The organism is Myxococcus sp. CA005 (genome assembly GCF_006518205.1).
Classification (GTDB): Bacteria; Myxococcota; Myxococcia; order Myxococcales; family Myxococcaceae; genus Myxococcus; species Myxococcus xanthus.
Map to the genome: position 1 here is coordinate 17,242 of NZ_SRLV01000104.1, position 11,329 is coordinate 28,570.

General features: G+C 62.0%; 7 protein-coding genes. 4 read left to right on the forward strand and 3 right to left on the reverse strand.

Going from position 1 to position 11,329, the window contains the following annotated elements; all coding sequences use genetic code 11:
• Window positions 1-851: 851 nt before the first annotated feature.
• On the reverse strand, window positions 852-5,822 hold the full coding sequence (locus FMQ63_RS32040; RefSeq protein WP_011551913.1) for a type ISP restriction/modification enzyme: 4,971 nt from the start codon (window positions 5,820-5,822) through the stop codon (window positions 852-854).
• 502 nt (window positions 5,823-6,324) lie between these two features.
• Between FMQ63_RS32040 and FMQ63_RS32045 the strand changes: the two genes are divergently transcribed.
• The 3 genes from FMQ63_RS32045 to FMQ63_RS32055 are packed head-to-tail and all read left to right on the forward strand — an operon-like array spanning window position 6,325 to window position 8,342.
• Window positions 6,325-6,582 (forward strand): excisionase family DNA-binding protein, encoded by a 258-nt coding sequence (locus tag FMQ63_RS32045; protein ID WP_011551912.1) that lies wholly within the window; start codon window positions 6,325-6,327, stop codon window positions 6,580-6,582.
• Window positions 6,579-7,505, forward strand: a complete 927-nt coding sequence (locus tag FMQ63_RS32050) for a DUF488 family protein (protein ID WP_020478948.1) — start codon at window positions 6,579-6,581, stop codon at window positions 7,503-7,505. The genes FMQ63_RS32045 and FMQ63_RS32050 overlap by 4 nt, the downstream gene beginning before the upstream one ends.
• 15 nt (window positions 7,506-7,520) lie before the next feature.
• The gene (locus tag FMQ63_RS32055; protein WP_011551910.1) at window positions 7,521-8,342 is read left to right on the forward strand and encodes a hypothetical protein; all 822 of its coding nucleotides are present in this window, start codon (window positions 7,521-7,523) and stop codon (window positions 8,340-8,342) included.
• A gap of 151 nt (window positions 8,343-8,493) precedes the next feature.
• Here FMQ63_RS32055 and FMQ63_RS37635 read toward each other — a convergent pair whose 3' ends face one another.
• Window positions 8,494-8,661 carry a hypothetical protein gene (locus FMQ63_RS37635; protein WP_011551909.1) on the reverse strand — a complete coding sequence of 56 codons (168 nt, stop codon included), beginning with the start codon at window positions 8,659-8,661 and terminating at the stop codon, window positions 8,494-8,496.
• A gap of 397 nt (window positions 8,662-9,058) precedes the next feature.
• Here FMQ63_RS37635 and FMQ63_RS37640 point away from each other — a divergent pair, with 397 nt between their 5' ends.
• The gene (locus FMQ63_RS37640) at window positions 9,059-9,331 is read left to right on the forward strand and encodes a hypothetical protein (protein WP_176973865.1); all 273 of its coding nucleotides are present in this window, start codon (window positions 9,059-9,061) and stop codon (window positions 9,329-9,331) included.
• A 730-nt stretch (window positions 9,332-10,061) separates the two neighbouring features.
• Here the strand turns inward: FMQ63_RS37640 and FMQ63_RS32065 are convergent.
• On the reverse strand, window positions 10,062-10,616 hold the full coding sequence (locus FMQ63_RS32065) for a dihydrofolate reductase family protein (RefSeq protein ID WP_011551906.1): 555 nt from the start codon (window positions 10,614-10,616) through the stop codon (window positions 10,062-10,064).
• Window positions 10,617-11,329: the final 713 nt, after the last annotated feature.

The window sequence follows — 11,329 nt, forward strand, 5'->3', positions numbered from 1 at the left end:
CGGTTCGGAATCGAAGGCCTGAGCGACGAGCGGAGGCGTGGAGTTGCTTGGATCTCGTGGCGATCCCGCTGTCACTACCCAAAACTCGGTCGCTGCGTCACGGGTGCGCCAAGCCGGTTCGGCAGCGCGTCGAAACCAGTGAGCGAGGCGTGCGCGGTCGTCGCTCTGCCTGAGCCGGCGATGCCGAGGGCCAGAAGCTCCAGGGTGCTGTGCGACCTTCCTATTCGGGCACCTCGCCTCCTCGGCAACGAAGACAAGGTCGAGTTCGAGACAGCCAATAATTCCCGAGTTGGCCATCCCTACGCGATTCGCCGGCCCATGCCATCTGACTATTCGCGCCGCCTCCTCGTCCTGCGGTGCTACCGAACACGGGAGACGTAGTCCTTAATGCAGTTTTCCACGGCCGCTGCCTCTTCATACCTGCGGCGGTCCTTTAGTTCCCTATAGCGCGCCAACAGCATGACGACGAGGATTCGGTGGATTACGTCGCGCCCAGTCCCGTCGACAAATTTAAGCACAACCAATCTTGGGCAATATCTGTATGCGTTCTGATGCCGACTCGACGGTTCAAGACAGTGCATACACTTAGGGTCGGATGGCATCTCTCCCATGATAGTCGCTGCCAACCACGAGCGCCACAACGTCTAATGTGCACGTCCCTTCCTTTGCTTTCGCTCCCGGCCTTCTCCTTCGTCGCGACGCCTTCCCCCGGCCGCACGCTTCCATGCGGCGCGGGAAGTACAGCGCGCACAATGGAGGCTCAAGATCGCCTCGGGAAGCCGTCTTGGCCGGCCGCGCACACCAAGAGGGACGGCGCGAGGACACACAATAAACCGAGAGGTTGGTTCAGCTCACGCAACCACCTTGCGGTCCGCCTTCGTGGAACCCGAGTCCTCGATCACTTCCAATCGCGGGAGTGCATTGACGAGCCTGACCGTCTCAAGGCTGACAGTGATTATGCGTAGCAGGAGCGACAGCGAATAGCGCGGGTCTCGGACTGTCTCAGCCGCCCAGGCGTTCGCGTCCTTCACGATGCCGCTCGCGTCGTCGGTCTTTACACACTGTCGCTCCACAACCCACTCGATCGCCGATTTGCCGTTTACGACATACTCGTAGGCCTCGAGTGGGATGTCGCGAACGGTGATGTGGTCGTTATAGTGGATGACGCTCTTATCCTTACCGTTGCCGAATCTCATTTTCTCGACGCGGTAACTCGCTCCGAAAGGCTTGGCGGGACCTTCGACACGAGCTGGATACTCGCCGACTTGCTCGAACCCGACATGGAGATCGCCGAGCGTGCGGCCGGCGCGACTGAATGCCCAGAAGTCCTCAGCCCTCTTCACGCGCGGGATCCGAGGGAGCTCCTTACCAAGATTATCTGCGAAGCGCTCGCGGTAATCGGCGGAGTGGAGCATTCCGTATACGTAGTAGAAAATGTCCTCCTTCGTGATGGTCTCTCCAGGGTAGGCGTCCCGGAAGTGAGCGAGGCCTACGTCGGTGATGCCGTCACGGCGCCCAAGGCTGGCGGGCACCTTCTTCGCAGTAGCAAAGAGCTGGCCCTGCGACTCGTCAGCTCCATCCGCGCTGTTCCCCCCATCGTAGAGGTAGAGAGGGAAGCATTGCGCTCCGCCGTCGATCTGAAACTCGGAGACGACGTCCAGCATCAACGCAAGATGTCCCGTGCCGGACCAGCGCTGCTTGACCATGATAACCCGATTCTCGGCGCTCGCGTGCGGGAATAGCCGGGGCATCTGGTAGACCATCTCGTTCAGCTTGCGGTCAAAATAGAGCCACTGCTTCGTGAAGGGGCGGTAGATGCTCGGCACAATTCGCCTTGCGTCGAACTCCAAGGCGATTCCTTTGGCCAGCTCATTCTTCAGGGCCCGGCTCCAACTGATGTTGCTCGGATCCGTATTGATGAAGTCTTCGATTCGTGCCTCGCGCCCCCTCTTATCGAGCTGCTGGTGCGCCTTGTTGAAGCGAGTGAGTTCAGCGTTATAGAACTCAATCAACCGCACCATGTTCTCGGCGATGCCGCGCCTGGACGCATTAAAGGCCCAGGCGTCCCGTGCTGTGACGACGCCAAGCGAAAAGTTTTCGAACAGTCGTGGCGACGACTCTTTCCTGTCCTTCACTCCAAGAGCGATATATTTATCAAAGCTCTCATCGCGTTGCCTAAGCCAGTCACCATGGGCATCGGGGGTGATGCGGGTCCAGCCGTTCGCCTCGTTGATTCCGACGATACTGCCGAAGTTCGCAATAGCTTGGAGTTTCTGGTCGCGAGAAAGGTAGTCGCCGACGTCGTAAAATTGGATGCTGCCGTGCTCCTTGGCGTCCGGGTTCTTCACCAGAAATGAGATTGCAACTGGTGCGCGGCTGCCCATGTCAAAGACATTTCCACCTTCCATTCGGCGGCGCTCGCCGGACGAACGTGCGTTCCCGCGCAGATGGAAGATGTAGATGCTGCTGAATTCTTCTTTCAAAGACCGACGCAGTCCGTCTGTGGTGTTCGATTCGACGAAACCCGCCCCGGTGACGAAGCCGACGATTCCACGGTTGCCAACACGGTCGCTCGCCCACCGGATGGCTCGGATGTAGCTGTTGTAGTTATTCTTCGCGAGCTTTGCATCGGAGCGCGCCACATAGGTTGCGGCGATTCGTGCGTCGAGAAGTGGATAGGCGAGGTTGGCGTTGTTGTCGTTCTCGCTCTCTTGGCCCTCTGAGTATGGGGGATTCCCGACGACCACCCGGATATCTAGCTTCTTCTGCCTCCTTCGGCGCGCGCTGTTGTCGACCAGCACGCGCGAGATGAGGTCGTCCTTCTCGTAGAGTTGGAAGGTGTCAGTTAGGCAAATGCCCTCGAAAGGCACGTACATCCCGCCTACGAGTCCGTGGTAGGCCGCTTCGATGTTGATCGCCGCGATGTAGTACGCGAGCAGGGCGATCTCGTTTGCGTGAATCTCCTTGGCGTACTTGCGCGGCAGATCTTCCTCCGCAATCAGCCCGCTCTGGAGCAGACGCGTGATGAACGTGCCGGTACCGGTAAACGGGTCGATTACATGCACTCCCTCGCTACCAAGCGTTTGGCCGAACTCGGCGCGTAGGAGATGGTCGACGCTCTTCAGGATGAAGTCGACGATTTCGACCGGCGTGTACACGATGCCAAGGCGCTCGGACATCTTCGGGAACGCGTTGCGGAAGAACTTGTCGTAGAGTTCGACGACGATCTTCTGCTTGCCTTGGGCGCTCTCGACGCCCTCGGCACGCATCTTCACCGAGGCATAGAACTTCTCCAAGGTGCTCGCTTCCTTGTCGAGGCGATGCTCCTGGAGTGCATCGAGGACTCCCTGCATTGCGCGCGACATCGAGTTCTCGGCAGCGAAGCTGTGGCCTGAGAAGAGCGCCTCGAAAACCGGCCTCGTCACGAGGTGCTGCGCAAGCATTTCGATGATTTCGTCCCGGGTGATGCTGTCGTTCAGGTCGTCGCGCAGTTCCTCTGCGAGCCGATCGAAGGCCTCCCGCTCACGCGTGTTCCTCGACTCATCGAGGATGCCGGTGATTCGGTCGATGTGTGTGCGGGCAATCTTGGCGATGTCCTTCGCCCAGTCCTCCCAGTGGTGGCGGTTGCCAACCTTCTGGACGAGCTTCGCGTAGATGGCGTGTTCGATCTCACCAATCTCGAACTCCATCTCCTGCTGCTCGGGCTTCGGGCTGAGGTTCTGGGGAGCACCAATCGTATTCCCGCCCCTCGCGGTTCTCTTCGCAGCCTCCTTCTTGCCTTCGGCCGACCTAGTGCGCTTCGTAATCTTGTCGGTAACTGCAATGACCTCCATCTTCGTGAGGTCCTTCGCCTCAAGCTCGAGCTTGTTGACCATCGCATCGAAGCGATCGTCGTGCGACCGCAGAGCCTGAAGCACCTGCCAGACGACCTTGTACGTCTGATTGTCGTTCAGCGCATCGTGGGGCTCGACTCCCGCAGGGATGACAACGGGGAGGACGATGTACCCTCGTTTCTTACTGCTGTCGGCCGGCTTCCGCATCACGCGCCCGACCGACTGCACGACGTCAACCTGCGATTTGCGAGGCGTGAGAAAGAGAACTGCGTCAAGAGCGGGTACATCGACGCCTTCGGACAAGCAACGCACGTTGCTCAGGATGCGGCAGGTATCCTCGGGCGTCTCCGCCTTCAGCCAGCTAATCTTCGCCTCCTTCTCCGAGGCGTTCATGCTGCCGTCTACGTGCTCGGCTTGGCACCGCAGTGCCGCGGACGTTGCGGCGTTGCCGTCTGCTGGCTCGCTCTGCTGGTAGGCTTCGACCACAGCCTGGAACATGTCGGCGATGTTCTTCGAGCCGACCTTGTGGACCTTCGCTCCCGTCGGGCGCTCAATGACTTGGCAAAACGCAACCGCCCGCTTCATCGGAGCATGGTCGTCCGTGATTCCTTCCTGGAGTCCCTGCTTTGAGAGCGCCTTCCAGCAACCCACGATTTTCGCTGCGTCGTCGACACGCAGCTCGTTGTTCGCATCCTTCAGCAGGCTCTGGATGCGGCGGCTGACGTGGGACTCCTCGATTGCAAGGACAATGACCTTGTAGTCGACGAGCAGTCCGCGCTTGACCGCCTCCGAGAACGTGAGGACGTGCAGAGCCGGCCCGTACAGGCGCTCGTCATCCATCGAGCAGAGCGCAACGTTGTCCCGCTCGGCCGTGGCTTTCGCCGCGTCACCGAAAATCCGCGGCGTCGCCGTCATGTAGAGGCGCTTCTTGCCGCGGATGTAATCCCCATCGTGCACCCGGACGAAGTGGCTCTCCTCCTCCCCATCGAACCTCGCGCCGGTGGTGCGGTGCGCCTCGTCGCAGATGATGAGGTCGAACTCCGGGAGCCCCTGCTTCTTCTGCGCCTGGTGAATTACTTCGACGGAGTGGTAGGTCGCGTACACGACGCTCATGTGCTCGGCGTCGTGGCGCTTCTTCATCGCTGCCGCCAGTCGCGCTGCGTTGGTCGTCGCAGGGTACTGAAGTTCATGGACGAAGGTCTGGACGGTGTCATCGTCCTTCTTGCGCCGCTTGCCCACATCCGAATCGGAGCAGACCGCAAAGCTCTGAATGCGCGCCTCGCTCTCTTGCGTCCATTCGGTGAGGGTTTGCGAGAGAAGTGCGAGGCTCGGAACGAGGAACAAAACACGCTTGCCCTCCCCCGCGAGGTGCTCGGCAATCTTGAGGCTTGTGAAAGTTTTTCCGGTGCCGCAAGCCATGATGAGCTTGCCTCGCTCGGACGCGTTCAGCCCTTCGAGGACCGCCTTCAATGCGGTCTTTTGGTGCGGAAGGGGCGTCTTTTTCTTCCTGAGGACGGGCGCCTTCCGCGGCGCGAAGCGGGACCAGTCGATGGCGCTCTTCTCGAGCGCCGCGAGGTCAATCTTTGTGACAGGGGTATTCTGGTCTCGAAGCGCCTCCTCCGCGTGTTCGCTCCAGAGGTCCGTCGTGCTTACGATGATGCGGTGGGTGAACGGCTTCTTGCCGGAGGCCGTGAAGAAGCTGTCGATGTCACCCTTCTGCACGCGGTAGTCGGGCGCGTACAGCTTGCATTGGATGGCGTGGATCTCGTCGGAGAAGGACTCCGCCACGAGGTCGATGCCGGCATCCCGCTTGTCGAGGCTGTGGCGCTCGGCCCATGCCGCATATGGCTCGACGCTTCGGTACAGCTCTCGGTACGCGGGCTCGTTCTTTAGGAAGGCGACGGTTAGCTCTTCGAAGTACGTGCCCTGCTCGCGATTCGTCGCGGCAGTGGTCCGAAAGTGCTCAAGAAGGTCCAGGAGAGCGCTCACTTACATTTCCCCACAGCCAATTGTTCTCCGCGTACACATCGCCGCGGGCTGCAGGAGAATCAGGCCAAGTGGCCACCTGTGTCCAGCTTGCCCGCGTATCAGAAGCACCGAACGCAGAGGCCGTCCGCGCGCGCTCCCCGCGATGCCTGCGCTCATCGATCTGGCCGCCGTCTCGTGCCAGCCGCGGGCTGCCCCGGGCACGGATCACACAACTCCTCGACCTGCCCGTACGCACGTCCGACGTGTAAACACGCATCCTGGAGTTGTTGGCGAACGACGGGCGGATGACTCTGAAGGCGCGCCAGTTCCTGGTCGTGCTCGCCGCCGGGATGTGGCCGCGCAGCGGGCGGCATGGGCGATGCTCTGCGACGCAAGGCTCCCGAAGCGCCGCTCCAAGAAGGCGCAGGACGGAGGGACAACCTCGTTTCTACGAGCTTGACCGACCCTGCCCACCTGATAGTGGACCTTGGCAACTACCCGGATCTTGATAGATTTTCAGCGCATGCGCGCCGCGACGCAGCTTCAGCTTCCCGAGGCCAGAGGGTCGGTCGACGCCGTCGCGGCTCGCATCGGGGTCCCCAAGGTTCCCCTGTTCCGATGGTTCGATGCGAAGAGGCTCCCTGCACATCGGGGAGGGAAGCTCTGGAAGTTCAAGCTCTCGGAGGTTGACGACTGGGTGCGCGCTGGTGGAGCTAGCAAAGCGCGTACGCGGGCCATGCCAGTGCGGCGAACGACGACAACAAGGAAGAAGACGAAATGACCGCCACGAACACACTCACCGCCTCGCGCACAACGCCGATGCTGTTCTCGCGACAGCGTCAGCTCCTGCAGCTCCTCGACGCCCTCGGTGGGACGGCTGGCAAGCTCGACTTCCAGAAGCTCCTGTTCCTCTACTGCCAGGAGCAGCCGACGAACGCACCCTACGACTTCGTGCCCTACAAGTTCGGTGCGTTCTCGTTCACGTCGTACGCGGACTGCCGCAAGCTGGTCGCACACGGCCTCATCGAGGACGACGATGGATGGCGGCTTACCGACGCAGGCAGGAAGGTTATCGGGCGCACTCCCGACCTTCAACTCTCCGCTTTCGCGCGCAGTCATCGGCTACGCGGCGACGAGTTGGTCGTCGACACGTACCGGCGCTACCCGTTCTTTGCGACGCGCAGCGAGATCGCTGAGCGTGTGCTCAAGGGCGACGAAGCTGCGCTCGCTCGCATCGAGGTGGTCCGCGCGGCGCGCTCAAACTCCGCGCTGCATACGATCGGCTACGAGGGCCACTCAGTCGAGAGCTACTTGAATGAGCTGCTCCAGAACGGCATCACGATCCTCTGCGACGTGCGTCGCAACCCCATCAGTCGGAAGTACGGGTTCTCGAAGAACACGCTCGCACGCATCTGCGAGAACGTCGGAATCCGCTACGAGCACCTTCCTGAGCTCGGGATTGCATCGGAGCAGCGCCAGGGGCTCGACACTCAGGCAGACTACGACGCATTGTTTGATGACTACGAGCGTACATGGCTCCCCAAGCAAGGCACCGTTCTTGAGAAGATCCGCACGTGGGTAGGCGAGAAGGAGCGCGTAGCTCTCACCTGCTACGAGCACGCTCCGAACCAGTGCCACCGCCACTGCGTGGCCGAAGCGCTCGAAGACAAGTTCGGCAAGGATTACAACGCCAAGCATTTGTGAGAGGGCGGGGCCAAAATGGAAAAGCAGCGCGTTCTCATTACCGTCAAGACGTACCCCACGCTCTCTCGGAAGTACGGCGAGACGGTGTGCACGGCAGGCGTCCGCAAGGATGGCACTTGGGTGCGCATCTATCCGGTTCCCTTCCGCCGCCTTGATGAGAAGGAGCAGTACAGCAAATTCGACTGGGTCGAGTGCCGCCTTCAGCGAAATACCGTCGACGTGCGGCCCGAGACCTACCGGCCCGTGGATCAGCACGAGCTCGTGCCCGTCGGCGAGATGGACACGAGCCACAACTGGAGTGAGCGTCGGGACCTCCTGCTCAAAAAGTCCCGCGTCTACGACAACCTCAAGGAACTGATCGCCGGCGCGAAGGCGAACCAGATTTCTCTCGCCGTGTTCAAGCCCGCGCGCATCCACGACTTTATCGTCGAAGAGGACGAGCGCGACTGGGATATCAACAAGGTGCGCGAGATGCGCGAGGCATCGAGGCAGCACGAACTCTTCGAAGACAACACCTGGCGCGAGACCTTCAGAGTGATCCCGAAGTTGCCCTACAAGTTCTCGTACCGGTTCGAGGACGCTTCGGGGAAAAAGAGCGAGCAGCAGATCCTCGATTGGGAGATCGGCGCACTCTACTGGAACTGCCTCAATCGCGCGAACGGCGACGAGCGCACCGCAATCGCCAAGGTTCGCCAGAAGTACATGGACGAATTCCTCAAGAAGGACCTCCATCTATTCCTCGGCACCACGCAGCAGTGGCACCAAGTGGCTCCGAATCCGTGGGTTATCATCGGCGTCCTGCCGATACCCCACGAAAAGCAGCTCGGCCTTTTCTGAGGCTCCAAAACCTAGTGCGCCTACCCCATACTCGCTCGCCGCGTCATGCGCGCGCCAAGGCCCCTTCAGGCAGTGCGTCAAGGCAGGTGAGCGAGGCGCGCGGGATTCGCGCGTTCCTGCTCGGCGAGGCGCTCCGAAATCTCCGTCAGGCTCATGGCCACGCCAGGTCGATGTGAAGAAGCGGGTCCGCGGGCATCTCCACCTTCGAGGCACGAGCCGCCCGGAAGGCCTCGCCCAACACGCCGATGCTCGAGGCCGCGCGCGCCTGGTCGTCCAACAAGTAGCGGCTCTCCGTCTCCGCACGCAGGTGGTTCAGCACTTAGCCGGCGAGCATCGGCATCTGCTCCTCGACGTTGAAGCGTGGCAGCTTCGCGCAGCGCGCCAGTAGCGTGCTGAGGAGTATCTGTTCGCCATGCCCCGTGTGGATGAGGAGAGGGAGACGCCTGCCAATCCGGGTGACCATGCACGAGAAGCCCTCGCCAACAGGTGACCACACCGGGCCTGAGCACCCGCATCAGGCAGCTCATTCTACTTTGCTTCAGCGACCGCGCGGTTGGTTGCGCCGCGCGGTCGCTCCCCTCAAGTCAAGGGCCTCGGGAATCTCCCCCAAGGCCCTCTCAGCTTCTACCGACTAGCTTCCCTTCGTCAGCAGGCTCCGCCAGATGTCCCTTACAACGAGACCAACGAGGACCCCGAGCAGGAATGCGGAGTTTTCCATGGCTCGTTCCCCCTGGCTTGATCTCCCCAGCCTTCTTTGCCTCCTTCTGCGCCGCGTCGTCATCCATGAGGCGGTGGAGAGCAGCCAGCAGTCCGTCGAAGTGGTACCTGTTCGGGCCACCGAACGGACTGGGCTCCCGCCGCATGTCGCCGAGATCCTCAAGGCCGCGTATATTGGTTCGCCGAACTTTCACGTCCAACCAGGGAGCGGAAATGAAGTGGATTGCGATCACGGCGGCGGTGCTCGCCATGGCGGCGTGTGGTGGCGGTGATGGTGCTGAGAGCGAGCCCCGGCAGTGCTACGAGCTGGTTCTGAATTCGAAGGAGCGGGGCACCGTATGCAACACCAATACGGATTACGAGTTGGCCTGTCTGAGGAAGCAATATGGTGTTACGTGCGACAACTACAGGGGGAGCGACTACCAATGCGTGTACGTTCGGGGCCAAAGAGTCGGCGTCCAGTTTCGGACTAGCTGCATTCCTGGGCAGTGCTACATCTACGCACTGGACAATCCGACGTGCTGCGACGCGACCAATCCCGGCGGCGTGGAGTCCTGGTACTGCCAGTAGACTGCTGCCGCGGACGGGGCAGTCGCCGCCGCAGCTGGCGCTGGCGCTCTGACCGACCGCGCGTTCGGCGCGGGCGGAGGTGGTGCCGAAGCGCTCTTCCAGGTCCTGGAGCACGGGCCCTGTCGTGCGCGGCACCTGCTCATCCACCCCGAGGACGGTGGCGTGGAGGGCACCATCCTCTTCCGTCACCTTGACATAGGCGTCCCGGGCACGCCGGGCACTCGCGACGCTCCGCACGCGGTACAGCCCCGGCGCCGACACCCGCACCGTGGCCGTGCCGCTGCCCTGGCGGTTGAGGTCCGCCGTCCCATGCAACCACCGCACGCGCCACTCAGCGCCTGCAGGCTAGAGCTCAGCAACCCCACCCTGACGCGCCGATGCGGACGCTGCCGCACAGGCAGCCGCCGGTGAAGCGCTCGGGTCCCTCCACGCTCATCCCGCTTTGCGACGGAAGTGGAGCGCCTGCACGCCGGACTTGAACCGCTGCGTCGAGAGGAGCTCGAGATGCCGCGCACTCGACAGGCCATGAAACAACGTCGGCCCGCTGCCACTGATGATGGGATGAACGACGATGCGGTACTCGTCGATGAGCCCCAACTCCTCGAGCGCAGCCGCGAGCTTGGGCGCTCCGACGAGGACACCCCGCTCGGTCTTCGCTTTCAGCGCCGAGATCGCCTCACGAAGGTCACCCTCCACCTTGATCGTGTTCTGCCACGGAAAGTCGCTCCGCGAGCCCGACACGACGTACTTCGCCTTCGCCTCGAGCTTCTGTGCCCACTCGCGCATCGCGCGCGGCGCCTTTTCGTCGCGTGCCACCGCGGGCCAGGCGCCCTCCATCAGCTCGTAGGTGTTGCGCCCGAAGAGCATCGCCCCGCTCTGCTCCATGAGTTGCCTCCAATAGTCGTGCAGCTCGTCGTCCACGATCCCCTGGGTGTGATCGATGCACCCGTCCAAAGTCACATTGAGACCGAAGGTGAGGAGGCCCATGGCGTGCGATTCTACGAAAAGCGCGCCCAGCGCGCAGAAACCTGACCTGCCCCTCGCCCCACTCCAAGCCCCTTCGTCCGGTGGCAGTAGCGGTGGCAGCGCCGGACCGAGCCAGTCCCCGGCAGCTAGGCGCGGCTGGCCCAACGCCACCCGCAGCGGCCGTGGACGCGGGCCAGGTCGGCCGCCTGGGCAGAGCTTCGTCCCTTCACCTGCGCGCGCGTCGAAGCATGCGACTTTCACCCACCTCAGCGCGTCGCCCGCGAGCCCACGAGCGTCGCCGCCACGCACTCCTTGTGAAGCGAATGCCGAAAGGATCAAGACCATGGACGGGGGGGTCACCCACCGTGTAGTTTGCGGACATTCAATCGGTCCCCGATTGAAGGGGGCCCCAAGCCCCCTCTTTGAAACCGCTGGATATCACTCGGTTTTTCGGCCCTCAGAGAGTTTGAGCCCTCTCAGAGAATCGCCGAGAACGAGTTCGCGCAGGGCTTCAGTCGGGGAGCTGAACGAAGGGCCCTACCAACCGGTAGGGCCCTTTTGTTTTACATGGGCCTCGCGATGAATATCGCGGGGCCTTCGTGCTTAATACTACCCGGTCACATGCGTGACGGCCCCCGAGGAGGTGCGCGGGCGCCGATGTGGCGCAGGCAAAGTGGGCAGTGGCCAATGCGGCGCAGCAGCAGGTGCTGAAGGCGGCGGCGCACTTCGGGCAG

Excerpts from the sequence above, each read along its gene's own strand:
- FMQ63_RS32045 (WP_011551912.1), top strand. The coding sequence starts at position 6,325 with ATGCGCGCCGCGACGCAGCTTCAGCTTCCCGAGGCCAGAGGGTCGGTC.
- FMQ63_RS32050 (WP_020478948.1), top strand. The coding sequence starts at position 6,579 with ATGACCGCCACGAACACACTCACCGCCTCGCGCACAACGCCGATGCTG.
- FMQ63_RS32055 (WP_011551910.1), top strand. The coding sequence starts at position 7,521 with ATGGAAAAGCAGCGCGTTCTCATTACCGTCAAGACGTACCCCACGCTC.
- FMQ63_RS37640 (WP_176973865.1), top strand. The coding sequence starts at position 9,059 with ATGGCTCGTTCCCCCTGGCTTGATCTCCCCAGCCTTCTTTGCCTCCTT.
- FMQ63_RS32065 (WP_011551906.1), bottom strand. The coding sequence starts at position 10,616 with ATGGGCCTCCTCACCTTCGGTCTCAATGTGACTTTGGACGGGTGCATC.